Here is a 25345-nt window from a genome sequence, read left to right as displayed (position 1 = left end):
TCGATACCGATGGAGCACGACACGATGACCGAGACGACCTATCCCATCGATCCGACGACCCGGCCGGAGGTCACCGCCTTCTTCGACCCGCAGACCAACACCATCTCCTATGTGGTCAAGGATCCGGCCTCGACGGCCTGCGCCGTCGTCGACAGCGTGATGGACATCGACTATGCCGCCGGCCGCATCTCCTTCGAGTCCGCCGACCGGATCATCGACTTCGTCCGCGAGAACGGGCTGACGGTCGAGTGGCTGATCGAGACCCATGTCCATGCCGACCACCTGTCCGGCGCCCCCTATATCCAGGGCAAGCTCGGCGGGCGCATCGGCATCGGCGAGAACATCAGGATCGTCCAGGACACGTTCGGCAAGGTGTTCAACGAGGGCACCGAGTTCCAGCGCGACGGCTCGCAGTTCGACCACCTGTTCCGCGACGGCGACACCTACACGGTCGGCGGCATGACCTGCTTCGCCATGCACACGCCCGGCCACACGCCAGCCTGCATGACCCATGTGATGGGCAATGCCGCCTTTGTCGGCGACACGCTGTTCATGCCCGATGGCGGTACGGCGCGGGCCGACTTCCCCGGCGGCGATGCGCATGAGCTTTTCCGGTCGATCCACAAGGTGCTGGCACTGCCCGACGAGACCCGGCTGTTCATGTGCCACGACTACGGCCCGAACGGCCGCGAGATCCGCTGGGAAACCACGGTCGGCGAGGAGCGCAAGCACAATATCCATGTGCGCGACGGTGTGACGGAAGAGGAATTCGTCGCCATGCGGCAGGCGCGCGATGCGACCCTGGACATGCCGAAATTGATCATTCCCTCGATACAGGTCAACATGCGCGCCGGCAAGCTGCCCCCCAAGGACGAAAGCGGCCGGACCTTCCTGAAGGTGCCGGTCAACGGATTGTAAGGACAGGAAGAATGCAGAGCGCACGGGTCGACGACACCCTCACCGTATCGTTCCAGATCCAGCCGGAGGATGTCGCCGCGATCCGCGATGCGGGCTTCGTCGCCATCATCAACAACCGGCCGGACGGCGAGGTCGCGGACCAGCCGGCGGGCGAAGAAATCGCCCGCGCCGCCGCCGAGGCGGGCCTCGCCTATGCGGCGCTTCCGGTCTCGGGCCGCGAGGGCATCACGCCCGACACGATCCGCGGCTTTCAGGAGGTGCTGGAGGCCGCCGGCGGTCCCGTCTTCGCCTTTTGCCGGACCGGCACGCGCTCGATCAACCTGTGGGCCCTGTCCCAGGCTGCCGATCGCGACCCGGCCGAACTGCTGCAACTGGCGGCGGAGGCCGGCTACGACCTGTCCGCCCTTGCCCCGGCCCTGCGCCAGATCGCCAGCCACGGCCTGCCCGGCTAAGGCCCACCGGCGCTGACGCCGGAGCCCGAGCCGCACGGCAGGTGGGTCTCCCCTTGCGAGGGGACCGTCTCGACGCGCCGCGCGCTTGCGCGCGGCGTCCCTTTTCCTGCGACCTCTATTCCGGCCCGGACATGACTCGCCTTGCCTCCTATCTCCCGATCCTCGACTGGGGACGCAGCTACACCCGGCACACGGCGACCGACGATCTGATCGCCGCGCTGATCGTCACGATCATGCTGATCCCGCAGTCGCTCGCCTATGCGCTGCTGGCCGGCCTGCCGCCGGAAGTCGGTCTCTACGCCTCGATCCTGCCGCTGGTGGCCTATGCGCTGTTCGGCACCAGCCGGGCGCTTGCCGTCGGGCCGGTGGCGGTGGTGTCGCTGATGACCGCCTCGGCGGTGGGAGAACTCGCCGCCCAGGGCACGCCCGAATATCTCGGCGCGGCGATCGTGCTGGCTCTGCTGTCGGGCGCGATGCTGATCGCGATGGGGCTGTTCCGCCTCGGCTTTCTCGCCAACCTCTTGAGCCATCCGGTGATTTCCGGCTTCATCACGGCGAGCGGACTGATCATCGCCGCCGGGCAGCTCAAGCATATTCTCGGGCTCGGCGGCTCCGGCAACACCTTGGTGGAGATCCTCGCCGGGCTCGCTTCCGAACTCGGCAATGTCAATCCCTACGCTCTCGCCATCGGCGTGCCGGTCACCGCCTTCCTGTTCTGGGTGCGCAGCGGGCTGAAACCGGCGCTGATCCGCGCCGGGCTGCGGCCACGGCTTGCCGACATCATCGCCAAGTCGGGCCCGGTCGCAGCCGTGGCAGCGACGACGCTGGCGGCCCATGTCTTCTCCCTCGGCGACAAGGGGGTGAAGCTGGTCGGCCACATTCCCGCCGGGCTGCCGACCCCGGCGCTTCCCTCGCTCGACCCGCACCTTTGGAGCCAGCTTCTGGTGCCGGCGCTGCTGATCTCGGTGATCGGCTTCGTCGAGTCCGTTTCCGTCGCCCAGACGCTGGCGGCCAAGAAGCGCCAGCGCATCGTCCCCGACCAGGAACTGATCGGCCTCGGCGCGGCCAACATCGCCTCCGGCCTGTCCGGCGGCTATCCGGTGACCGGCGGCTTCGCCCGCTCGGTGGTGAATTTCGACGCAGGCGCGGCAACCCCGGCCGCCGGCGCCTTCACCGCGGTCGGCATCGCGCTGGCCACCCTGTTCCTGACGCCGCTGATCGCCGACCTGCCGCAGGCGACGCTGGCGGCAACGATCATCGTGGCAGTGCTGTCGCTGGTCGACCTGAAGGCGCTCAGGCGGGTCTGGGCCTATTCGCGCAGCGACTTCGCGGCGATGGCGACCACCATTGCGGCAACGCTTGTCCTTGGCGTCGAAACCGGCGTCACCGTCGGTGTCGGCGTGTCGCTGGCGCTGCACCTTTATCGCAGCGCCCGGCCGCACATGGCGATCGTCGGCATCGTCCCGGGCACGGAGCATTTCCGAAACGTCAACCGGCACAAGGTGATCACCGGCGACACCGTGCTCACCTTGCGGGTCGACGAGAGCCTGTTCTTCGCCAACAGCCGCTTCCTGGAGGACCGGCTGACGGAGCTGGTGGCAGAACGGCCGAAGCTGCGCCATGTGGTGCTGATGTGCACGGCGGTGAACGAGATCGACGCCTCGGCGCTGGAGAGCCTGGAGGAGATCAGCCGGCGGCTGGAGGCCGCGGGGGTCGGCTTCCACCTGTCGGAGGTCAAGGGCCCGGTGATGGACCGGCTGCAGCGGACCGATTTCCTGACCCATCTCAACGGCAAGGTGTTCCTCACCCAATACGAGGCTCTTGCCGCGCTCGACCCGCGCACGACCCATATCGCGGAGGCACGCCAGCCGCGCAAGGCAACCAGAGCGGACTTCTGGATCGGCCCGGAAATCTGAGGCGGGAGGATGGGTGGCGGGAGGATGGGTGGCGGGACGATGGACGGCGACGCGCGGACAGGCGAGGGACACGATCCGGCAAGCGGGCTTGCCTGGCGTTTTCGCCCCGCACCCGCCGGAGGCAGCGACTTGCTTGCCGTGGTCTTCTCGCAGGTGCGCGTGCCCCCCGGCCGCTTCGGGCTGGAGCGGTTCTTCTCCAACACCCGCCACGCCTGCCTGTTTCTCAACTGTCCGGACCCCACATGGTATCTCGGCTGCGAGACAGCGATCGACCGGGCGATCGATGCGGCGCTTGCGGCCTCCGGCGCGGCGCGGATCGTCCATTACGGGGCCTCGAAGGGCGCTTATGGTGCGCTCGTCACCGCGCTGCGGCGCGGCGACGGGCAGGTCTTCGCCTTCGGCCCGGAACTGCTACTCGGCCGGCCCGGCAGCCAGAGCGGCGCGGTGGTCCGGCCGGCGATGGCCACCGCCCCGGACCTGGCACCACGGCTGGCGCGGTGCGGCGAAGGACCGGAGCTGACGCTGGTCTTCGGCATCTTCGACGCGACGGACGCGGCCGGCGCCGTGGCCCTGGCCGGGCAGGATCTGCCGGCGCGGGTCAAGGTGCTGCGGCTCCTCTCCTCCCATGCCAGCCACGACCATCTCTACACGCTCAACATCGCCCGCAAGCTGATCGCCGGCTTCTCCCGCGATCTCGGGACCCTGTGCGCCGAACGCGGGCTGATCGCCGAGGACGGCACCGCCGAGTTCGCCCGCTTTGCCGCCTTCGCCGGTCGCATGGCGGCGGAGGAGCACGATAGCCAGGACGCGGTGGGGGAGGCGCTTGCCGACCCTTACGCACGCGTCAATCCGGGCTATGGGCTGGCGGTGGGCCAGGCGCTCATCCGCCTCGGTGAGCGCGAGCAGGCGGCACATTGGCTTGCCGGGGTGCAGGAGAGGGTGGACGCGATGCCGGGAGCCGGCGCGCTGCCCAAGCGCTGGCGCAAGATGGTGTGGCAGGCACGGCTGACGGCGGCCGACGCGACGACCCGCACGGCCCTGGCGGCGCAGGCGCGCGAGCGGTTTCCCGGCGAGGACTGGCCGGAGGCGGCTCCCTGGTGAGCCGGCGGCGGCCGCAACCCGTCAATGCCAGGCTGGGGCCGGGCTGGGGTGCCAGGTTCAGTGCCAGGTTCAGTGCCAGGTTTCGGGCGGCGACACGGCCTGCCCCTGGGCGAAGCAAACGCCGAGTTCCCTCAGGATGTCGAGATGCCGGGCTTCCGTCACATATTCGGCGACGGTCGGCAGGCCGAGCGCCTCCGCAAGGCCGACGACCCCCGAAACCGCGGCCCGCTTGACCGGATCGCCGGCAAGGCCCGCCGTCAGCAGCCGGTCGATCTTGATGAAATCGAACGCATTGGCGCGCAACTGGGTGAAGGCGGCGAACCCACGGCCGAACTTGTCCAGCGTGATGCGGCAGCCGAGCGCGCGCAGGTCCGCCATCAGGTTCCACGCCTCCGGCTTCAGCCGCGACAGCGCCGTCTCCGGCACCTCGAAGACGAGCCGCTCCGAAAGACCCGGCGAGCGCCCCAACCGATCGAACAATTGGCGGGCGAAGACCGGACTGTGCAGGGTTTCCTCCGACAGGTCGATCGCGATCGGTAACCGGTGGCTCGTTCCCGCCTCGAGACGGGACAGCACGGCATTGACCACCAGCCGGTCGACCGCCCGCATCAGGCCGTGCCGTTCGGCAATGGCGCGGATCATCGAGGGTCCGTGCAACTCGCCGTCCTCGGTGGCAAGACGCGGCAGCACCTCCTGCATTGCCGGCAAGCCGCTGGCGAGATCGACGATGGCCATGACATTCAGCACGAAGCCGTTGCCGGCGATTGCCCGTTCGACCGCGAGCAGGTGACGGATCTCCACCTTCCTGTCGTCGCCGGGCTTCCTCATGCCGTCATGCACGACGATGCGATGGCCTCCGGCCGCCTTGGCCTGCATGCAGGCGAAGTCGGCCCATTGCAGCACCCGGCCGACGGTGACGGCCTGCCGCGCGCCCTCCTCGTCGCCAGCCGCGGGCACCGCCACGGTGGCGATGCCGATGCTGGCGCTGCTGCGGAAGCTCATGCCTTCCCAGTTCAGGCGGTATCCCTCGAACGTGGCCAGCAACCGGTTGCAGATCGCCTGAGCGGCAAGGGGCAGCATGCTGTCGATGATCAGGCCGAACTCGTCGCCGCCGATGCGCGCCACCTCGACGTCCTCGCCGGCCGATTGCTGCAGCAGCCGCGCGATATCCTGAAGAAAACGGTCGCCAGCGCCGTGTCCGGCCGTGTCGTTGACCAGCTTGAAGCCGTCGAGATCGATGAAGACGACGCTGAAGCCTTCGCTCCGGCGCGCCCGGAAGGCGGCAACGCGCTCCTCCAGCCCGGTTTCGAAGGCGCGGCGGTTGGCGATGCCGGTGAGATCGTCCTGCAGCGCCAGCCGCTCCAGCCGCTCCGACAGGCGACGGGTCTCGGTGACGTCGCGCAGGGTAACGACGACCGCGTCGATCTCGCCATCGCTGTTTCGGAAGGGTTCGAGGCGGGCGTCCATCACCACCGGAGAGCCGTCCGGCGCCGTCTCGTGGAAATCGTATTCCACCGCCTCGCCGGCAAGGCATCGGTCGAGCCAGGGGCGGACCTCGGCGGCGAACCGCGCCTCGCCGACAATCTCGATCAGCGACTCTCCGCGAAAGCTCTCGGCGGTACGGCCATGCCAGCGGGCATTGCTTTCGTTGGTGAGGATGTAGCGGTAATCGCGATCGACGATCGACAGGCGGTCCGACATCTGGGTGACGGCGCTCTCATAGAGCCGCAGCACCTCCTCCGCCGCCTTCAGATCGGTGATGTCGCGCCCATAGGCGGCAACCCCGAGCAAGTGACCCGCGGCATCATGCACCGGCTGGTAGCGCACGTGAAAGAAGCGGCGGCCCTGGCCGGGCACGTTGATCCAGTCCTGCAGCACCGTGGCGCAACCGGACAGGGCTTTTTCCAGGAACGGCGCGCGGCGCGGGAAGGCCGTGGCGCCGGCAATCTCCTGCACCGTGCGACCGATCGTCTGCTCGCGGCTGAGGCCGGCGATCATCACGTAAGGTTCGTTGGCCTCGCGGATGACATAGTCCGGCGTGCAGAAATAGATGGGATCCTGAGACGCAGCGATGATCGCGGCATGCAGCCCCTCAGCGGGCCATGCCAGGTCCGGCCTTGCCGCGTCATCCGATGTCATTCGGTCCGCCCCCGCAACATCGTTCCACTTTCGCAGAAGCCGTAGCGGCATGAAGCGGGATTTGCCACAACAAAGTCATGAAAAACGGCCATTCCCGGAGGAGATGATCAATACCGTGTCGGAGCCGCGTGGCGCGATCCGCAAGATAGTTAGGATTGACAATATGGATTGCCGAAAATGATTCGCAAGCCCCGGGCCCGCCTGTTGGCGTTGTCGCTCTGCGCCGGACTGACCGCCAAGCCTGCCCTGGCGGAATGCGGCAGCGCCTCCTGGTACGAACTGACCGGGCGCACCGCAAGCGGCACCCCCAACAATCCGGAAGCCCTGACTGCGGCACATCGCACCCTGCCCTTCGGCACGCGGGTGAAGGTCGAGAACCTCGCCAATGGCGAGACGGTGACGCTGACCATCGTCGACCGGGGACCCTTCGCGCGGGGCCGGGTGCTCGACGTCTCGCGGCGGGCGGCACGCGAGCTGAAATTCCTGCGTCGGGGAGTGACCAAGGTGCGGGTGACGGTGACCGGCAAGGCGACGCCCTCCTGCGGCTGAGACCGCACGCCGAAGGCTGCGGCCGGACGCCTGTCGGCCGGGAGGCCGAAGCGGACGGGAAACTGGTCCTGACCGTGAGGAGGGAGGGGGAAACCCCACGGCCAGGACCGCCGCATCTCCTTGACGAAGACAGATCGATAGCAACAGGATTCGCCGCGGCTGCAAACCCGGAATCTTGCGTATCGCCGCTGTGCCCGTCGTGGCTGGCGAAGCGGTGGCCGCCGGTGGCGCCTCAGCCCGGCAGCGCAGGCCGGTCGCCGCCACCGGCCACCACCTCCCCCATCAGCCAGTCGCGGAACCGGGCAGCGACGGGGCGCAGCGAGCGGTCCTCCGGATAGACGAGGTGATAGGCGGAGGGCAGCCGCAGCACCGTGTCGAAGAGCTGCACCAGCCGTCCGGAGGCCAGTTCCTCGGAAACGAAGAAGCGCGGCACCAGGGCCGCGCCGAGGTCGTTGGCGGCGGCTTCGGCCATCATCACGAACTGTTCGAAGCGCGGCCCCTGGAAGGCGAGTTCCGTCTCGACCCCGGCGCATTCGAACCACTGGCGCCAGGCGAGCGGCCGCGTCGACTGATGCAGCCGGGTGAGCGGCGCAAGATCCTGCGGCCGGCGGATCCGGTGGCGGGCGCGGAAGGCCGGCGAGGCGACCGCGATCACCTCCTCGCGGAACAGCGGCTCGGCAACGGCGCCCGCCCAGACCGGATCGCCGTAGTGGATCGCCACGTCGAACGGCTCCTTGGCAAAATCGAAAGGCCGCAGGCGCACCGTCACATTGAGGCTGGCGGTCGGATGGACGGCGATGAAGCCCGAGAGGCGCGGAGCCAGCCAGCGGGTGCCGAAGGAGGGCAGGGTGGCCAGGTTGAGCACGTCCTCGTTGCCCGCGAAGGACATGACCTGGCGGGTGGCGGCGGTCAGGCTTTCCAGCGCGCCGCGCACATCGTGCAGATAGAGCCTCCCGGCATCGGTGAGCACGATGCGCTGACGCACCCGCTTGAACAGTTCGACGCCGAGCCGGACCTCGAGATGGCGCACCTGCTTGGAGACGGCACCTTGAGTGAGATGCAACTCCTCCGCCGCGCGGGTGAAGCTGCCGTGCCGTGCCGCGCACTCGAAGGCGATCAGGCTGTCGACATGGGGAACGAAGCCGCGTTTCAAACCCTATTCCATCCGCTCATGAACTTGGGACAACATATCACTTTTCGCCGGGGGCGACAGACCGGACACTCGCGCCCGGACATTCACCCCTTTCGCGGGTCCGGCCGCCCAGAGCGGCGCGGGCCCTGATAACGAACGCACTCCGCCAGCAGCAGCGCCCGCAGGCGGATCGGAGGAGACCACAGCCATGACCGCACACGCATCCGTTCACAAGTCCGACCCGACCGGCGGCGGCCGCTTTTCCTGGGAAGACCCGTTCCTGCTGCGCGACCAGTTGAACGAGGACGAGATCCTGATCATGGAAACGGCCCGCGCCTATGCCCAGGACAAGCTGCAGCCGCGCGTGCTGGAAGCCTATGCGCAGGAGAAGACCGACCGCGAGATCTTCAACGAGATGGGCGAACTCGGCCTGCTCGGCATCACGCTGCCGGAAGACTATGGCTGTGCCAACGCCTCCTATGTCGCCTATGGCCTCGTCGCCCGCGAGATCGAGCGGGTCGATTCCGGCTACCGTTCGATGAACTCGGTGCAGTCGTCGCTGGTGATGTATCCGATCTATGCCTATGGCAGCGAGGAGCAGCGCAGGAAGTACCTGCCGAAGCTCGCCAGCGGCGAATTCGTCGGCTGCTTCGGCCTGACCGAGCCCGATGCCGGCTCCGACCCGGCCGGCATGCGCACCCGCGCCGAGAAGATCGACGGCGGTTACCGGCTGAAGGGCTCCAAGATGTGGATCTCCAACGCGCCGATCGCCGATGTCTTTGTCGTCTGGGCCAAGTCCGACGCCCATGACGGGGCGATCCGCGGCTTCGTGCTCGACAAGGGGATGAAGGGCCTTTCCGCGCCGAAGATCGGCGGCAAGCTCAGCTTGCGCGCCTCGATCACCGGCGAGATCGTCATGGACAATGTCGAAGTCGGCGAGGACGCGCTGCTGCCGAATGTTTCCGGCCTGAAGGGCCCGTTCGGCTGCCTCAACCGCGCCCGCTACGGGATTTCCTGGGGCGCGCTGGGTGCGGCCGAGGATTGCTGGCACCGGGCCCGCAACTACGGCCTGGAGCGCAAGCAGTTCAACAAGCCGCTGGCCCAGACCCAGCTCTTCCAGAAGAAGCTCGCCGACATGCAGACCGAGATCGCGCTCGGCCTGCAGGCCTCGTTGCGCGTCGGCCGCCTGTTCGACGAAGGCCGCGTGGCGCCGGAGATGATCTCCATCGTCAAGCGCAACAATTGCGGCAAGGCGCTGGACATCGCCCGCCAGGCCCGCGACATGCATGGCGGCAACGGCATCCAGGAGGAGTACCACGTGATGCGGCACGCCCAGAACCTGGAGACGGTGAACACCTACGAGGGCACGCATGACGTTCATGCGCTGATCCTCGGCCGCGCCCAGACCGGCCTGCAGGCGTTCTTCTGAGCAGGTGATGGAGGGCGGGGGCCCGCGGCCCCTGCCCCATTCCTCGTCACCGGCCTGCCACGGCACAGGCTCGATCTCGGCGCGCCGTCGCACGAACGGATTGCACAACGACGCGTGGTGGTGGAAAACACCATGGTCTGATCCTGCAGGGTTCGCCTCACGCGCAGCTTGCACGGCCATTCTCTCCCCCGCCCGCGCGGCGGGCCCGCCACGACATGCGGGCCGCCTTTTGCCGCGCAGCCTTTCCGGAGCCTGCCATGACGCTCGCCAGCGGCCGCGAATTCCTGATGATCCCTGGGCCGACCACGGTGCCGGACGAAGTGCTCAGGGCCATGCACCGCCCGGCGATCGACATCTATACCGGCTCGCTCGTCGGGCTGACCGACAGCCTGCTCGCCGACCTGCCGAAGGTGTTCGGCACCACAGGCAAGGCCTTCCTTTATGCCGCCAACGGCCACGGCGCCTGGGAAGCGGCGCTGACCAACACGCTGTCGCGCGGCGACCGGGTGCTGGTGCTGGACTCGGGCCGCTTCGCCCGCGGCTGGGGCGAGATGGCGAAAATGTCCGGCCTCGAGATCGAGGTGCTGCCGGGCGACTGGCGCCGGGCCGTCGATCCGCTGGCGGTGACCGCGCGCCTTGCCGCGGATACCGCGCATGAAATCAAGGCGGTGCTGGTGGTGCAGGTGGACACGGCCTCGGGCGTGCTCAACGACATCGCCGCCCTGCGCAAGGCGATCAATGCGGCCGGCCATCCGGCGCTGTTCATGGTCGACACCATCGCCTCGCTCGGCTGCGTGCCCTACAAGATGGACGCGTGGGGCGTCGACGTGACCGTCACCGGCGCGCAGAAAGGGCTGATGACGCCGCCGGGCCTTGCCTTTGTCGGCGCCAATGCCAAGGCGCTCGCCGCGCATGAGACGGCAACCCTGAAGACCTTCTACTGGGACTGGACGTTCCGCCAGGGCAGCGAGCACTACCAGAAATATTGCGGCACGCCGCCGGAGCACCTGCTCTTCGCCTTCCGCCAGGCGCTCGACCTGCTTCTGGACGAAGGGCTGGACGCCGCCCATCACCGCCATGCGCTGCTGGCCGCGGCCGTGCGCGCCTGCGTCGCCAAATGGGCCGAAGGCGGGGCGATGGAGCTGAACATCCTGGAGGAGGCCCAGCGCTCCAACTCGGTCACCGTGGTGCTGACGCCGGGCTTCGATCCGGCCGTGCTGCGCCGCTGGTGCCAGCAGACCTGCAACGTCACCATCGGCGGCACGATCGGCGAGATCGCCGGCAAGGGCATCCGCATCGGCCATATGGGCCATGTCAACGCGCCGATGGTGCTGGGCACGCTCGGGACGCTGGAATTGGGGCTCAAGATGCTCGGTGTGCCGCACGGTGCGGGCGGCGTGCAGGCCGCGATCGAGTGCCTGGCGGCGGGGCTCGCCGAGCCCCGCTGATCCGGGTCCTGGGTTCGCTTAGAGCGCGCGGCCGATCTCCTCGACGATGGCCTCCGCCGCCGCCCGGCGGTTGGCGACCATGATCACGGGCCGCGCGACCACCAGATAGTCGGCACCGGCAGCAATCGCATCGGCCGGGGTCATGATGCGCTTCTGGTCGCCGGCCTCGGACCCTGCCGGACGGATGCCAGGCGTCACGGTGACGAGGCGCGGGCCGACCACCGGGCGCAGCGAGGCGACCTCCAGCGGCGAGCAGACGATGCCGCCCATATTGGCCGCGCGGGCATCGGCAGCGCGCGCAATCACCAGATCCTCGACGCCGCCGGCATAACCGGCATCGTGCAGGTCGTCCTCGTCCATCGAGGTCAGCACGGTAACGCCGAGCAGGCAGACATCGCCGCCGGCCGCGGCAAGGCCGGCAACGGCCGCGCGCATCGCCTTGGGATAGGCGTGGATGGTGACGAAGCGCACGCCCATGCGGGCGATGTTCTCGACCGCCTTCATCACCGTGTTGTCGATGTCGAGAAGCTTCACGTCGAGAAAGATGCTGTGGCCCTCGCGGGCAAGCTCGGCGGCCAGTTCCAGGCCGCCGGCGAACTGAAGCTGCATGCCGATCTTGTAGGTGCCGACGGCACCCGCGGTCTCGCGCACGATGGCGCGGGCCTCCTCCACCGTCGGCACGTCAAGGCCGACAATCAGGCGGTCGCGGGCGCTCGCCGGCGCGAAAGGGGACGGGTCCTCGTCCAGCGGTAGGGCAGCGCTTTGCATCGGCAGGTCTCCGGAACGTTGCAAGTGTCGAAAATCCGTCTTACCCGTGCAGGGCGATCTTGGCCAGATCGCGGCGCGGCGCGCGCAGGTATTTCATTGCGGCAAGCCTCCTGTTACAAGGCTTCGCTGCCGGCAGCAGGCCGGTGACAGAAGGACAGGGTCGCCCATGCGCACCGCGAAGATCTCGCGCAAGACGAAGGAAACCGACATTGCCGTCGAGATCGTCCTCGACGGGACCGGCGCCTATTCGGTGCAGACCGGGGTCGGCTTTCTCGACCACATGCTGGAGCAACTGTCCCGGCATTCGCTGATCGACATGACGATCCGCGCCAGCGGCGACACCCATATCGACTTTCATCACACGGCCGAGGATGTCGGCATCGCCCTCGGCCAGGCGCTGCGCCAGGCGCTCGGCGACATGACCGGCATCACCCGCTATGCCGACTGCCATCTGGCCATGGACGAGGCGCTGACGCGCTGCGCCCTCGACGTGTCGGGCCGGCCGTTCCTGGTGTGGGACGTCACCTTCCCACGCGACAAGGTCGGCGACTTCGACACCGAGCTGTTCGAGGAGTTCTTCCGCGCCTTCGCGATGAATGCCGGCATCACGCTGCATATCGCCAACCTGACGGGCAGCAACTGCCACCACATTGCCGAGACCTGCTTCAAGGCGGTGGCGCGGTCGCTGCGCAAGGCGATCGAGCCGGACCCGCGACAGGCCGGCCGCGTGCCCTCGACCAAGGGCCAGCTCGGCGGCTGAGACCGCCGGACGGAGGGATAGATGACGATCCATATGGTGCTGATCCCGCCCGGTACCTCGCCCGAGACGATCGGCGAGGGTGCGGCCGAGCGCACCGTCTTCATCCCCGACCGCTTCAACTGGGCGGCGCTGGTCTTCACCCTGCCCTGGCTGCTGGTGAAGCGGCTGTGGCTGGTGCTGCTCGCCTATCTGCTGGTCGGCCTTGCCGCCGAACTCGCCTCGCGGTTTGTCGGCGGGCCGATGCCCGGCATTGCCACGGCGGCGCTGTCGATCCTCTTCGCCTTCGAGGCGAACGGGTTGTGGCGCTGGACGCTGGAGCGGCGCGGCTGGCAGTTCGTCGCGGTGATCGAGGCGCAGAACCGCGAGGAGGCGGAACGGCGCTTCTTCGCAAGGCTTGCCGCCCACCAGGCGCAGGCAGACGCCGCCGGCACCACGCCGAAGCCCGAGACCCCGCCGCCGCATCGCCCTGGCTACCCGGTGCCGCGCATCGGCGCGGAGCGGGTCGTCGGCCTGAGCCTTGCCCCGCATCAAGGCTGACATCCGGCACACCGCGCCGCCCCCTGCCACCTTCCCGCATCGCCTGACGGATTGAACCCATGCTGATCGCCATCATCGACTACGGCTCCGGCAACCTGCGCTCGGCCGAAAAGGCCTTCGAGCGGGCCGCCCATGCCCATGGCCATGGCGCCAGCGTGCGGGTGACGGCCGACCCGGACGTGGTGGCGCGGGCCGACCGGATCGTGCTGCCGGGCGTCGGCGCCTTTGCCGACTGCCGGCGCGGCATCCGCGCGGTCGACGGCATGGAGGCCGCCCTCGTCGAGGCGGTCGAGGCGAAGGGGCGCCCCTTTCTCGGCATCTGCGTCGGCATGCAATTGATGGCGAGCCGCGGCCTGGAGTTCGAGAAAAGCGAAGGCTTCGGCTGGATTCCCGGCGACGTCACCGCGATCACGCCGGACGATCCGGCACTGAAGATCCCGCATATGGGCTGGAACACGATCCGCAAGCTTGCCGATCACCCGCTGCTTGCCGGGATCGAAACGGGCGAGACGGGCCTGCACGCCTATTTCGTCCACTCCTTCCACCTGAAGGCGGCGGACCCGGCGCATGTCATCGCCACCGCTGACTATGGCGGGCCGATCACCGCGATCGTCGGACGCGACACGATGGTGGGCACCCAGTTCCACCCGGAAAAGAGCCAGCGGCTCGGCCTTGCGCTGATCGCCAATTTCATCGAGTGGGCGCCGTAAGCGGCACCTGCGACGAGACGGAACACCTATCATGCCCATCCTGTTTCCCGCCATCGACCTGAAGGGCGGCCAATGCGTCCGCCTGAAGCTCGGCGACATGGCGCAGGCCACCGTCTTCAACGACGACCCGGCCGCCCAGGCCCTCAGCTTCCAGACGCAGGGCTTCCGCTACCTGCATGTGGTCGACCTCGACGGCGCCTTCGCCGGCGAGAGCCGCAATGGCGCGGCGGTCGACGCCATCCTGCAAGCAACGACCAATCCGGTGCAGCTTGGCGGCGGCATCCGCAGCCTTGCGCATGTGGAAGCCTGGCTCGCCAAGGGCATCGCCCGGGTGATCCTCGGCACGGTGGCGGTGCGCGATCCCGATCTGGTCAAGGCCGCCTGCAAGGCCTTTCCGGGCCGGGTCGCCGTCGGCATCGACGCGCGCGGCGGCAAGGTGGCGGTCGAGGGCTGGGCGGAGACCTCCGAACTCTCGGCCATCGAGCTCGCCCGCCGCTTCGAGGACGCCGGCGTTGCCGCGATCATCTATACCGACATCGACCGCGACGGGGTGCTGGCCGGCATCAACTGGGACGGCACGCTGGAGCTGGCCGGCGCCACCTCGATCCCGGTGATTGCCTCCGGCGGCCTTGCCTCCATCGAGGACGTCAAGCGGCTCGCCGCCCCCGACTGCGCCGTGCTGGAAGGCGCGATCTCAGGCCGGGCGCTCTATGACGGGCGGCTCGATCCGGCCGAGGCCTTGAAGATCCTTGCCGCAGGGTAAGATGCTAGTCGTCGCCGCCCTTGCGCTCTTTCCCGGCTTTGCAGCACGGGTCAGGACCTGTATGCTGCGACCGCGAAATACGTCGGGTAATCGCCTAACATGCTGAAAGCACGTGTCATTCCCTGTCTGGACGTCAAGGACGGCCGCGTCGTCAAGGGCGTGAACTTCGTCAATCTGGTCGATGCCGGCGATCCGGTGGAGGCCGCGAAGGCCTATGATGCGGCCGGCGCGGACGAACTCTGCTTCCTCGACATCACTGCAAGCCACGAGAACCGCGACACGATCTTCGACGTGGTCCGGCGGACGGCGGAGGCCTGTTTCATGCCGCTGACCGTCGGCGGCGGCGTGCGCCGGGTCGAGGACATCCGCAAGCTGCTGGTGGCCGGCGCCGACAAGGTGTCGATCAACACGGCGGCGGTGAAGAACCCCGATTTCATCCGCGAGGCGGCGGAAAAGTTCGGCGCCCAGTGCATTGTCTTGTCCATCGACGCCAAGCAGGTCAACGCGCCCGGCGAAGCGGAACGCTTCGAGATCTTCACCCATGGCGGGCGCGAGGCGACCGGCATCGACGCCGTCGACTTCGCCCGCAAGGCGGTGGAGCTGGGCGCCGGCGAGTTGCTGGTCACCTCGATGGACCGCGACGGCACCCGCACGGGCTTCAATCTGGCGCTGACCCGCGCCATCGCCGATGCGGTGCCGGTGCCGGTGATCGCCTCCGGCGGCGTCGGCACTCTCGACCACCTGGTCGAGGGCGTGCGCGACGGCCACGCGACGGCGGTGCTCGCCGCCTCGATCTTCCATTTCGGAACCCACACCATCCGCGAAGCCAAGGAACACATGGCCCGGGCCGGCATTCCCATGCGGCTCGACGCGGCCTGACACCAGGGCCCGCCCCGACGCGCAGAAAACAGCCGGCAGGGGCGCGAAGCCGCAGGAGATGTCCGACCAATGACCGGCTTCACACTGACCGACCTTGACCGCATCATCGCGGCGCGGGCGCAGAGCGACGACGAGAGCTCCTACACCCGCAAGCTGATCGGCAAGGGGCCGGCGAAGATCGCCCAGAAAGTGGGCGAGGAGGCAGTGGAGACGGCGATCGCGGCGGTGGCCGGCGATGCGCGGGAGCTGACCGGCGAGGCCGCCGATCTGCTCTACCACCTGCTCGTCCTGCTCAAGGTGCGCGACGTGCCGCTTGCGGACGTGATGGCGGAGCTGGAACGCCGCACGGCACAGACGGGTCTTGAGGAGAAGGCATCGCGGCGGCCCGGCTGACAACCGGCCTTGCGACGGACTGCCCGGCACGGCCCACGCGACCGTTTCCGGGTCTTGCGAGCGAACGGCCGGGCATCCGGCAGGAGCGAGGATTGCATGGTCGCCATGGAGCACAGCCTCAACAGGTTCACCGAGGACGATCTGTCGCCGTACCGGGTCTTTACCGAGGCGGAATGGGCGAAACTCAGGGCCGACACGCCGATGACGCTGACGGCGGCGGAGGTGCGCCGGCTGCAGTCGCTCAACGATCCGGTGTCCATCGCCCAGGTGGAATCGATCCTGCTGCCGCTGTCGCGGCTGCTCGCCTATTATGTCGAGGCGACACAGCAGTTGCACCGTGCAACCACGCGCTTTCTCGGCAGCAACGACGTCAAGAACCCGTTCGTCATCGGCATCGCCGGCTCGGTGGCGGTCGGCAAGTCGACGACGGCGCGCCTGCTGCAGGCGCTGCTGGCGCGCTGGCCGGCGAGCCCGAAGGTCGACCTCGTCACCACCGACGGCTTTCTCTATCCCAACGCGGTGCTGGAGGCGGAGGGCCTGATGCGGCGCAAGGGCTTTCCCGAAAGCTACGACCGGGCAACGCTGCTGAAGTTCCTGTCGGACCTGAAGGCCGGGCGGCGGCATGTGCGCGCGCCGGTCTATTCCCACTTCTATTACGACGTGATGCCGGGGCAGTTCGTCACGGTCGACCGGCCGGACATCCTGATCCTCGAGGGGCTCAACGTGCTGCAGACGACCAACCTGCCGCGCGACGGCAAGGAGGTGCCCTTCGTCTCGGATTTCTTCGACTTCTCGATCTATATCGACGCCGACGAAGACGTGCTGCACGACTGGTACGTGTCGCGTTTCATGCGGCTGCGCGAGACCGCCTTCCGCGATCCCGGCTCCTATTTCAACAAGTATTCAAAGGTCGGCGACGCGGAGGCGCTGGCGATCGCCGAAGGGCTGTGGAACGAGATCAACCTGGTCAACCTGCAGGAAAACATCCTGCCGACCCGGCCGCGCGCCGACCTGATCCTGCGCAAGGCCGAGACCCACGCGATCAACGAGGTTCGGCTGCGCAAGCTGTGAGCGGGTTTCCTCAGACCGGCTTCATGCCGTTGCGGGCAAGCACTTCGCCGGCGAGATAGAGCGAGCCGCAGATCAGGATGCGCGGCGGCACAGTGTCACCGGCGGCGCGCTCCCGCACATGGGCGAGCGCTGCGACAAGCGAGGCATGGGCGTCGGCCGCAAGGCCCGCCTCCCGCGCCGATCCGGCAAGGCAGGCGGGATCGCGGCCGGCATCGGTGGTGGTCAGCGGGACGCAGGCGACCTCGCGCACAAGACCGGCAAAGGGGCGGAAGAAACCGACCGGATCCTTGGTCTTCAACATGCCGGAGACGAGATAGAGCGGCCTTGGGCGGCGCTCCTCCTGCTCCGCCATCACCTCGGCGATGGTGATGCCGGCGCCGGGATTGTGACCACCGTCGAGCCAGAGTTCGCTGCCGGGCGGGCAGAGATCCAGCAGCGGACCTTCCGTCAGCGGCTGCATGCGGCCCGGCCAGTCGACCGACAGGAGCCCGGCCTCGATGGCCTCGACCGCCGGCAGACGGCCGGCCGCTCGCAGCGAGGCGATGGCCATGGCCGCGTTGACGATCTGGTGGCGGCCGAACAGGCGCGGCAAGGGCAGGTCCATCAGCCCCTCCTCGTCCTGATAGACGAGGCGGCCGTTTTCCTCGAAGGCGGTGAAATCCTGCCCGAACACCTGGAGCGGCGCGCCAAGACGGGCAGCGACCCGCTCGATCACCGCCATCGCCTCGTCGGGCTGCGGCGCGATCACCGCCGGGCAGCCGCGCTTGAGAATCCCGGCCTTTTCCGCCGCAATGTCGGTCAGCCGCTCGCCCAGATAGCGCTCATGGTCCATCGACAGCGGCGTGATGGTGGCGGCGAGCGGCGCGTCGACCACATTGGTCGCGTCGAGCCGGCCGCCGAGACCGACCTCCAGCAGCAGCACATCCGCCGGCTCCTCGGCAAAGAGCAGCAGGGCGGCGGCGGTGGTGACCTCGAAGAAGGTGATCTCCGCGCCGGCGTTGGCCTGCTCACAGACGTCGAGCGCCTCGATCAGCCGCGCATCGGTGACGAGACGTCCGGCAAGGCGGATGCGCTCGTTAAAGGCGACGAGATGCGGCGAGGTGTAGACATGCACCTTGAGCCCGGCCGCTTCCAGGATCGCCCGCATGAAGGCTGTGGTGGAGCCCTTGCCATTGGTGCCGGCGATGTGGACGAGCGGCGGCAGCCGGTCCTGCGGCCGGCCAAGCGCGCCCAGCAGGCGCTCCATGCGGCCGAGCGACAGGTCGATCTCGCGCGGATGCAGCGCAAGCAATCGGTCGAGGATCGCGGTTACCTGGTCCATTGTCCGCCCGTCCCGCCGCGCTGGAAGCGCGCCTGCAGCAGCCTTCATGGTTAGGGGAACTTCCGGGGACGCGGCAAGCCTGGCAGCGTCCGCCGGTGTCGTGCCTGCGACAGCGCGGCCGGCTAGTGGCTTTCGCCGCCGCCGTCGCTGCCGCCACCGCCGCTGTCGCCGCCCGAGGAACTGTCGCCGCCATGGGCGAATTCCGGCGAAACCTCGGCTGTGCCGTTCGAACCCGGCAGCGACTTCAGTTCCTCCTCGTCCGGCAGGCTGACCTCGGCCTTCATCAGGATCGAGCAGACCCGGGCGATCGTCTCGGGCAGCTTGTGGCGATGCACAACCATGTCGACCATGCCGTGATCGAGAAGGTATTCGGAGCGCTGGAACCCGTCGGGCAACTTCTCGCGGATGGTCTGCTCGATGACGCGCGGCCCGGCGAAGCCGATCAGCGCCCCCGGCTCGGCCATGTGGACGTCGCCAAGCATCGCGTAGGAGGCGGTGACGCCGCCTGTCGTCGGATTGGTGAACACCACCACATAGGGCAGGCCCGCCTCGCGCAGCATCTGCACGCCGACGGTGGTGCGCGGCATCTGCATCAGGGAGAGGATGCCTTCCTGCATCCGCGCGCCGCCCGAGGCGACGAAGAGCACGAAGGGCGTCTTGCGCGCGACAGCCGTCTGCATGCCGGTCAGCACCGCCTCGCCGGCGGCCATGCCGAGCGAGCCGCCCATGAAGGCGAAGTCCTGCACGGCGGCGGTCATGTCCATGCCGCGCAGCTTGCCGGTCGCCACCGTCACGGCATCGTCCAGACCGGTCTTGGCGCGGGCATCGCGCAGGCGGTCGGTGTAGCGCTTCTCGTCGCGGAACTTCAACGGATCGGCGGCGACCTCCGGCGTCGCCACCTTCTCGAAGGTGCCGCCGTCGAAGAACAGTTCGAGCCGGCGACTGCCGGAAATCCGCATGTGGTGACCGGAATTGGGCACCACCCATTGATTGGCCTCAAGATCGCGGTGGAAGACCATCTCGCCGGTCTCCGGGCACTTGATCCAGAGGTTCTCCGGCACGTCCCGCTTCTGCAGCAGGCCGCGAATCTTCGGGCGAACGACGTTGTTGATCCAGTTCAAGGCAGATACCGTCCGTTGTCTTGCATGTTCCCGGCCGTCATTGGCTTTCCGGCCGTCCTTGGCCGCTGCGGCTCAGCCGCGGGCCCGGGCGACGCCGCCGGCAAGCGCCCGCACCACCTTCGCCACCGCCTCGACGGTCGCCGGCGTTGCCCGGCCCTCGCCATCAAGGCTGTTGCGCACCGCTTCCACCAGCACCGAACCGACGACGACGCCGTCGGCGTCGCGGCCGATCACCTCGGCATCCTCCGCCGTCTTGACGCCGAAGCCGACCGCCACGGGCAGCGCGGTGTGGCGCTTGATGCGGCGGACCGCTTCGGTGACCCGGTCGCGGTTGGCGATGGTGGCGCCGGTGATGCCGGTCACCGATACGTAATAGACGAAACCGGACGTGTTGGCGAGAACGGCGGGAAGCCGCTTGTCGTCGGTCGTCGGCGTCGTCAGGCGGATGAAGTTGAGCCCGGCGGCCATCGCCGGCAGGCAGAGCTCGTCGTCGGCCTCCGGCGGGATATCGACGATGATCAACCCGTCGACGCCGGCCTCGACCGCCGTCTTCACGAAAACCGCGGGATCGCGCACGTAGATCGGGTTGTAATATCCCATCAGCACGATGGGTGTGTCCTGGTCGTGGCGGCGGAAGGCGCGCACCATGTCCAGCGTCTTGTCCATGGTCTGGCCGGCGGCGAGCGCGCGCTGGTTGGCGAGCTGCACCGGGATGCCTTCGGCCATCGGATCGGAGAAGGGCATGCCGAGCTCGATGACGTCGGCGCCTGCGGCCGGCAGCGCATCGAGGATCGCCTGCGAGGTGGCAAGGTCCGGATCGCCGGCGGTGACGAAGGTCACCAGCGCCGGGCGGTTCGCCGCCTGCAATGCCGCAAAGCGGCGGTCGATCCGCGTGTCACTCATCTGCCCGGTCCCACCCTGTCATTGTCCTGCCGGTGTCGTCCGGCCCCCAGGGCCGGCCGGTCGCGGCTGTCGCGGGCCAGTCCTGCCCGCGAAAGCCAGTGGGGATGTAGGGGGCAGACAGGCCCCCTGTCAATCGGCGAAGCGGCCCCTGAGGCCGCCGCGCCGCCGACATCAGAGCCGGCCGGTCAGCGCCGCGTCGAAGATCGAGGCGGCACCCTCGAGCGTCAACTCGATCGGGTTGCCGCCGGCGGTCGGATCGACAATGGCCATCTCGGCGATCTTCGCGGCCTTGGCGCCGTCGACCTTCAGCCCTTCCAGCGTATGCGGCACGTCGAGCGCGGTGCGCAGGTCGAGCACCGCCTGCAGGAACCCGTCGAAACCGCCGGAGATGCCGAGATAGCCGGCGAGCCGGTCGATCTTGGTCTCGATGGCCGCGCGGTTGAACACCAGCACATAGGGCATGAAGACCGCGTTGGTCATGCCGTGATGGGTGTCGTAGAGCGCGCCGACCGGATGGGAGAGCGCGTGGATGGCACCAAGGCCCTTCTGGAAGGCGACCGCGCCCATGGCGGCGGCCGACATCATGTGGCCGCGGGCGACGAGATCGTCCGGCACCTCGGCGACACGCTTCAGGTTCTCGAAGACGAGGCGCATGCCCTCGACCGCGATGCCGTCGCCCATCGGATGGTAGAAGGTGGAGGAATAGGCCTCCAGGCAGTGGGCGAGGGCGTCCATGCCGGTGCCGACGGTGAAATAGCGCGGCATGCCGACGGTCAGCTCCGGATCGCAGATGACGATGCCGGGCAGCATCTTCGGGTGGAAGATGACCTTCTTGGTGTGGGTTTCCTCGTTGGTGATGACGCCGGCGCGGCCGACCTCGGAACCGGTTCCGGCCGTGGTCGGCACGGCGAGGATCGGCGCGATGCCGTCCGGATCGGCGCGGGTCCACCAGTCGCCGATGTCCTCGAAGTCCCACATCGGCCGGGTCTGGCCGGCCATGAAGGCGATGACCTTGCCGGCATCAAGACCGGAGCCGCCGCCGAAAGCGATGACGCCGTCATGGCCGCCGGCGCGATAGGCGGCAACGCCCGCCTCGACGTTCGATGCGGTCGGGTTCGGCTTGATGTCGCTGAAGATGTCCGGCTCCAGGCCGGCCTGGCGCAGCAGCTCCAGCGCGTTGGCGGTCATCGGCAGGCGGGCAAGGCCCGGATCGGTGACCAGCAGCGGGCGCTTCATGCCGAGCAGGGCGGCGCATTGGCCGAGCTCGTTGATGCGGCCGGCGCCAAAACGGACGGAGGTCGGGTAGTTCCAGTTGACGGACGGGGTGGTGGTCATGCCTTGGATCCTGAGAGGAAGAAGCGCGAAACGGAGAGGTCTGCGCGCCCTTACGAGCGGGCGCGCAGGTGGAAGGACTTCGGCCGGGTCAGCGACAGGTAGCCGATCTCCGACAGGGCGGCGCCCTTGCCGGTATCCTTGACGCCGGTCCACACCAGCGCCGGGTCGAGATAGTCGCAGCGGTTCATGAAGACCGTGCCGGTCTCCACCCGGTCGCCGATGGCGATGGCGGCCTCCTCGTCGGCGGTCCAGATCGAAGCGGTCAGGCCGTAGGGGCTGTCGTTCATCAGGGCGATCGCCTCCTCGTCGGAGCGCACCTTCATCACGCCGACGACCGGGCCGAAGCTCTCCTCGCGCATCACCGACATCTGGTGATCGACATCGACCAGCACCTGCGGCATCAGGTAGGGCGTGCCTTCCTTGTCCTGCGGGAAGCTTGCCCGGTCGACCAAGGCCTTCGCGCCCTTGCGCAGGGCCTCGGCGGTCTGCTCGCGCACATGGGCGGCAAAGCGCGCCTGCGCCATCGGCCCGAGCGTCGTCGCCGCATCGAGCGGATTGCCAAGCGTGTAGGCGGAGGCGGCCGCCGCCAGACCCTCGACCACCGCGTCATAGTGCGTCTCATGCACATAGACGCGCTCGATGCCGCAGCAGCACTGGCCGGAATTATAGAAGGCGCCATCGGCGAGGTTCTCGACCGCGAAGGCGACATCGGCGTCCGCGCGGACATAGGCCGGGTCCTTGCCGCCGAGCTCGAGGCCGAGCGTGGCGAAGGTGCCGGCCGCCGCCTTCTCGATGGCGCGCCCGCCGGCGACCGAACCGGTGAAGTTGATATGGTCGATGCGGCCCGACCCGAGCAGCGCCTCGGTCTGACCGTGGTTCAGCACGATGTTGCGGAAGACGCCCTTGGGCAGACCAGCCGCCTTGAATGCCTTGTCGAGCCGCTCGCCGACCAACAGCGTCTGCGCCGCGTGCTTGAGGATCACCACATTGCCGGCGATCAGCGCCGGGACGATGGTGTTGATCGCCGTCATGAACGGATAGTTCCACGGCGCGATGACCATGACGATGCCGAGCGGTTCGGGCCGCACATAGCGGGTGAAGCCCGGTCGGTCGGTATGGTGGCGGGGCCGCAGCGCCTCCTCGGCGATCTTGACCATATAGTCGGTCCGCTCGCGCGTACCGCCCTTCTCGCCGCCATAGCGTACCGGCCGGCCCATCTGCCAGGCGAGTTCCGGCACGATCTCGTCGTTCATCGCCTCAAGCGCGGCGACGGCGGCAAGCACTGCGGCGCAGCGCTCGGAAATCGGAGTGGCGGCCCAGCCAGCCTGCGCGGCGCGGGCCTCGGCCACCGCCTTGTCGATCTCGGCGGCACTCGCCACGGGGCGCTCCGCATAGACGGACCCGTCGACAGGGGAAATCAGCTTCACTGTTTCAGACATGACCTCGGCTTTCATTTAGCACGCTAGAGTCTTTACGTGTCCCGCCTCGCCATAGGCGAGGATGGCCCGGTCGCGAGTGACGATGGTTAGGTCGTATTCGCGCGCCGTGGCAATGAGGATCCGGTCCATGGGATCGTTGTGAACCGGTGTTGGCAGAAAGGAAGAGGCGACCAGGATGTCGGGGGTCACCGCCTCCACCTCAAGATCGGCTGCCTTCACGAAGTCGTTGAACCACCGCAATGGCGGCTTGACGGACGCCAGCCGCCCCTTGGCGACGAGCACACCGAGTTCCCAGGCCGACATCGCGGACAGACTGACCGGCGAGCCGGTATCCAGCATCGCCAGAGCGTCCTCCGCGATCGGATCTCCCTGAGAGATCCAGATCATTGCGCAGGTGTCGAGCAGGAACCGCTCAGCCATCGGCATAAACCCCCGCCCAGTCCGGATCGGCCGGCATGGTGAGGTCGGCCCCCTCGGCAACGGTCAGCGTTCCCTTCATGCAACCATAGAGCCGTCCCGCGCGGCGCGGCGACGCAGCCGGCGCCGACGACACAGGCGGCCGCCCCCGGCGAAACGTGAGGCGCTCCCTCGCCAGATCGACATTCGCAGTGACATAGCCTGCGTCCAACCACACTTTTGTGATAACACTGTTACTCGGATTGTTGCTCCACCAAGCGCGATGCCGCCGAGCGGAGGCGGGCAACCGGTCATCGATGAGCTTCTCGATCTCCGCAAATGTCATAGGAACCTGCTCAATATTTCTGGTCTTCAGATAGGCTCCAAGAGGATCGTACTTGCGCATTGCAACCTCCGTGATCGTTGCCGGACTGCCCGGACGGCTTCACGCTACCTCCAATCCAAAAGTGTTGCAACAGTACCTTTTGTTACTTTCCTAAGCGCGCTCGAAACCGCGGGCGAGTTCGTAGTCGGTCACCACGCGGTCGAATTCCTCCTGCTCCCATTCCGCCGCACGGACGTAATGGTCGATCACCGCATCGCCGAAAGCCTCGCGCAGCATCTTGGACTTGCGCAGGGTCTCCGTCGCCGCCCTCAGCGTGCGCGGCACCTCCTTCAGCCGGCGCGACTGGTAGAGGTCGCCGGTCACCGGCGCCTCGAGCTCCAGTTTCTCCTCGATGCCCCGGATACCCGCCGCAAGCTGCGCGGCCAGAGCCAGATAGGGGTTGAGGTCCGAGCCGCCGATGCGGCACTCGACGCGCACGCCCCTGGTGCCCTCGCCGCAGAGCCGGAAGCCGGCGGTGCGGTTGTCGATGGACCAGGCGGTCTTGGTCGGCGCGAAGGTGCCCTTCTGGAAGCGCTTGTAGCTGTTCACATAGGGCGCCAGGAACCAGGTGTAGTCCGGTGCATAGCGGATCAGGCCGGCCATGTAGTGACGCATCAGTTGCGACATGCCATGCGGCGCGTCCGCATCGAAGAAGGCGCTGGTGCCGTCCGTCTTCCACAGCGACTGATGGACATGAGCGGAAGAGCCGACGCGGGCATGATGCCATTTCGGCATGAAGGTGACCGCGCGGCCATGCTGCCAGGCGATTTCCTTGGTGGCGTGCTTGGCAATGGTATGGTGGTCGGCGCAGGCGAGCGGATCCGCGTAGCGGATGTTCAGCTCCTCCTGCCCGGCCTCGGCCTCGCCCTTGGAGTTCTCCACCGGGATGCCCGCGGCATAGAGATGATTGCGGATCGGGCGCATCACCTCCTCTTCCTTGGTGGTCTGGAGGATGTGGTAGTCCTCGTTATAGGCGGAGATCGGCTGCAGATCGCGGAAGCCCGAGCGGCGGATGTCGTCGAAGCTCTTCTCGAACAGGAAGAACTCCAGCTCGGTCGCCATCTTGGCCTCGAAGCCCAAGGCCTCGAGACGGGCGATCTGCCCCTTGAGCAGCGCCCGCGGCGAGTGCGGCACCGCCTCGTGATGATGGTCGAGCAGGTCGCACAGCACCATCGCCGTGCCATCCAGCCAGGGCACGGGGCGCAGGGTCGAAAGGTCGGGCTTCATGACATAGTCGCCATAGCCGCCGGCCCAGCTCGTCGCGGCATAGCCCTCGACCGTGTACATCTCGAGATCCGTCGCCAGCAGGTAATTGCAGCAATGGGTCTCCTCGAAGGAGTGGTCGATGAAGTTGCGCGCATGGAAGCGCTTGCCCATCAGACGGCCCTGCATGTCAACGGCGCAGACCAGCACGGTGTCGATGGTGCCGTCGGCGACGGCAGCCTTGAGAGCGTCAAAAGTGAGATTGCCAGCCATTGGA

25 protein-coding genes are annotated in these 25345 nt (G+C 67.9%); 14 read left to right on the top strand and 11 right to left on the bottom strand.

Annotated elements, in window-relative coordinates; genetic code table 11:
• The first annotated feature begins 24 nt into the window (after positions 1-24).
• From TSB10P1A_RS10595 to TSB10P1A_RS10580, 4 genes are all read left to right on the top strand, one after another.
• Entirely contained in the window at positions 25-918 is an 894-nt protein-coding gene (locus TSB10P1A_RS10595; protein WP_186387870.1) for an MBL fold metallo-hydrolase, read from the top strand.
• 11 nt (positions 919-929) lie between these two features.
• Positions 930-1370 carry a TIGR01244 family sulfur transferase gene (locus tag TSB10P1A_RS10590; RefSeq protein ID WP_186387869.1) on the top strand — a complete coding sequence of 147 codons (441 nt, stop codon included), beginning with the start codon at positions 930-932 and terminating at the stop codon, positions 1368-1370.
• Between the two features lie 131 nt (positions 1371-1501).
• A complete protein-coding gene (locus TSB10P1A_RS10585; RefSeq protein WP_186387868.1) occupies positions 1502-3286 on the top strand; it encodes a SulP family inorganic anion transporter in 1785 nt (594 codons plus the stop codon).
• A 39-nt stretch (positions 3287-3325) separates the two neighbouring features.
• The gene (locus TSB10P1A_RS10580) at positions 3326-4387 is read left to right on the top strand and encodes a hypothetical protein (RefSeq protein ID WP_186387867.1); all 1062 of its coding nucleotides are present in this window, start codon (positions 3326-3328) and stop codon (positions 4385-4387) included.
• A 69-nt stretch (positions 4388-4456) separates the two neighbouring features.
• Here TSB10P1A_RS10580 and TSB10P1A_RS10575 read toward each other — a convergent pair whose 3' ends face one another.
• A complete protein-coding gene (locus tag TSB10P1A_RS10575) occupies positions 4457-6526 on the bottom strand; it encodes a GGDEF and EAL domain-containing protein (protein WP_186387866.1) in 2070 nt (689 codons plus the stop codon).
• A gap of 177 nt (positions 6527-6703) precedes the next feature.
• On the opposite strand from TSB10P1A_RS10575, the gene TSB10P1A_RS10570 reads away from it, so the two are divergent.
• Positions 6704-7075: a septal ring lytic transglycosylase RlpA family protein gene (locus tag TSB10P1A_RS10570; protein ID WP_186387865.1), complete on the top strand. Its 372-nt coding sequence runs from the start codon at positions 6704-6706 to the stop codon at positions 7073-7075.
• Positions 7076-7307: 232 nt separating this feature from the next.
• Here the strand turns inward: TSB10P1A_RS10570 and TSB10P1A_RS10565 are convergent, their stop codons facing one another.
• Positions 7308-8228 (bottom strand): LysR substrate-binding domain-containing protein, encoded by a 921-nt coding sequence (locus tag TSB10P1A_RS10565; RefSeq protein ID WP_186387864.1) that lies wholly within the window; start codon positions 8226-8228, stop codon positions 7308-7310.
• Between the two features lie 187 nt (positions 8229-8415).
• On the opposite strand from TSB10P1A_RS10565, the gene TSB10P1A_RS10560 reads away from it, so the two are divergent.
• Positions 8416-9636, top strand: a complete 1221-nt coding sequence (locus tag TSB10P1A_RS10560; protein WP_186387863.1) for an acyl-CoA dehydrogenase — start codon at positions 8416-8418, stop codon at positions 9634-9636.
• Between the two features lie 257 nt (positions 9637-9893).
• Positions 9894-11084 carry an alanine--glyoxylate aminotransferase family protein gene (locus TSB10P1A_RS10555; protein WP_186387862.1) on the top strand — a complete coding sequence of 397 codons (1191 nt, stop codon included), beginning with the start codon at positions 9894-9896 and terminating at the stop codon, positions 11082-11084.
• An 18-nt stretch (positions 11085-11102) separates the two neighbouring features.
• Here TSB10P1A_RS10555 and pyrF read toward each other — a convergent pair whose 3' ends face one another.
• The gene (gene pyrF, locus TSB10P1A_RS10550; RefSeq protein WP_186387861.1) at positions 11103-11852 is read right to left on the bottom strand and encodes an orotidine-5'-phosphate decarboxylase; all 750 of its coding nucleotides are present in this window, start codon (positions 11850-11852) and stop codon (positions 11103-11105) included.
• 166 nt (positions 11853-12018) lie between these two features.
• On the opposite strand from pyrF, the gene hisB reads away from it, so the two are divergent.
• The 7 genes from hisB (at position 12019) to coaA (ending at position 16965) form a co-directional block, all read left to right on the top strand.
• Complete coding sequence (hisB, locus tag TSB10P1A_RS10545) at positions 12019-12612, top strand: imidazoleglycerol-phosphate dehydratase HisB (protein WP_186387860.1); 594 nt, start codon at positions 12019-12021, stop codon at positions 12610-12612.
• 21 nt (positions 12613-12633) lie between these two features.
• Entirely contained in the window at positions 12634-13149 is a 516-nt protein-coding gene (locus TSB10P1A_RS10540) for a DUF2628 domain-containing protein (protein WP_186387859.1), read from the top strand.
• 59 nt (positions 13150-13208) lie between these two features.
• Positions 13209-13859 carry an imidazole glycerol phosphate synthase subunit HisH gene (gene hisH, locus TSB10P1A_RS10535; RefSeq protein ID WP_186387858.1) on the top strand — a complete coding sequence of 217 codons (651 nt, stop codon included), beginning with the start codon at positions 13209-13211 and terminating at the stop codon, positions 13857-13859.
• 31 nt (positions 13860-13890) lie between these two features.
• Positions 13891-14622, top strand: coding sequence for a 1-(5-phosphoribosyl)-5-[(5-phosphoribosylamino)methylideneamino]imidazole-4-carboxamide isomerase (gene hisA, locus TSB10P1A_RS10530; protein ID WP_186387857.1), 732 nt, complete (start codon positions 13891-13893; stop codon positions 14620-14622).
• Positions 14623-14721: 99 nt separating this feature from the next.
• Positions 14722-15501 (top strand): imidazole glycerol phosphate synthase subunit HisF, encoded by a 780-nt coding sequence (gene hisF, locus TSB10P1A_RS10525; protein WP_186387856.1) that lies wholly within the window; start codon positions 14722-14724, stop codon positions 15499-15501.
• Positions 15502-15570: 69 nt separating this feature from the next.
• A complete protein-coding gene (locus TSB10P1A_RS10520) occupies positions 15571-15894 on the top strand; it encodes a phosphoribosyl-ATP diphosphatase (protein WP_186387855.1) in 324 nt (107 codons plus the stop codon).
• A 96-nt stretch (positions 15895-15990) separates the two neighbouring features.
• The gene (coaA, locus tag TSB10P1A_RS10515; protein WP_244293065.1) at positions 15991-16965 is read left to right on the top strand and encodes a type I pantothenate kinase; all 975 of its coding nucleotides are present in this window, start codon (positions 15991-15993) and stop codon (positions 16963-16965) included.
• Between the two features lie 10 nt (positions 16966-16975).
• Here coaA and TSB10P1A_RS10510 read toward each other — a convergent pair whose 3' ends face one another.
• The 8 genes from TSB10P1A_RS10510 to TSB10P1A_RS10475 all read right to left on the bottom strand — a co-directional run bounded on the left by TSB10P1A_RS10510 (position 16976) and on the right by TSB10P1A_RS10475 (position 25341).
• Complete coding sequence (locus TSB10P1A_RS10510; RefSeq protein WP_186387854.1) at positions 16976-18286, bottom strand: folylpolyglutamate synthase/dihydrofolate synthase family protein; 1311 nt, start codon at positions 18284-18286, stop codon at positions 16976-16978.
• Between the two features lie 122 nt (positions 18287-18408).
• A complete protein-coding gene (gene accD, locus TSB10P1A_RS10505) occupies positions 18409-19407 on the bottom strand; it encodes an acetyl-CoA carboxylase, carboxyltransferase subunit beta (protein ID WP_186387853.1) in 999 nt (332 codons plus the stop codon).
• A 72-nt stretch (positions 19408-19479) separates the two neighbouring features.
• Positions 19480-20310 carry a tryptophan synthase subunit alpha gene (trpA, locus tag TSB10P1A_RS10500; protein WP_186387852.1) on the bottom strand — a complete coding sequence of 277 codons (831 nt, stop codon included), beginning with the start codon at positions 20308-20310 and terminating at the stop codon, positions 19480-19482.
• A 171-nt stretch (positions 20311-20481) separates the two neighbouring features.
• Complete coding sequence (locus TSB10P1A_RS10495; RefSeq protein WP_186387851.1) at positions 20482-21645, bottom strand: iron-containing alcohol dehydrogenase; 1164 nt, start codon at positions 21643-21645, stop codon at positions 20482-20484.
• 50 nt (positions 21646-21695) lie between these two features.
• Positions 21696-23084 (bottom strand): aldehyde dehydrogenase family protein, encoded by a 1389-nt coding sequence (locus tag TSB10P1A_RS10490; protein ID WP_186387850.1) that lies wholly within the window; start codon positions 23082-23084, stop codon positions 21696-21698.
• A 15-nt stretch (positions 23085-23099) separates the two neighbouring features.
• Entirely contained in the window at positions 23100-23504 is a 405-nt protein-coding gene (locus TSB10P1A_RS10485; protein WP_186387849.1) for a type II toxin-antitoxin system VapC family toxin, read from the bottom strand.
• Positions 23497-23886 (bottom strand): hypothetical protein, encoded by a 390-nt coding sequence (locus TSB10P1A_RS10480; RefSeq protein ID WP_186387848.1) that lies wholly within the window; start codon positions 23884-23886, stop codon positions 23497-23499. The genes TSB10P1A_RS10485 and TSB10P1A_RS10480 overlap by 8 nt, the downstream gene beginning before the upstream one ends.
• Positions 23887-23976: 90 nt before the next feature.
• Entirely contained in the window at positions 23977-25341 is a 1365-nt protein-coding gene (locus TSB10P1A_RS10475; protein WP_186387847.1) for a glutamine synthetase family protein, read from the bottom strand.
• Positions 25342-25345 lie beyond the last annotated feature (4 nt).

Origin of the sequence: Stappia sp. TSB10P1A, from assembly GCF_900185725.1 — a bacterium.
Taxonomy (GTDB): Bacteria; Pseudomonadota; Alphaproteobacteria; order Rhizobiales; family Stappiaceae; genus Stappia.
Note: the sequence above shows the minus strand (reverse complement) of the source record. Positions and strands in the feature narration are given on the sequence as shown.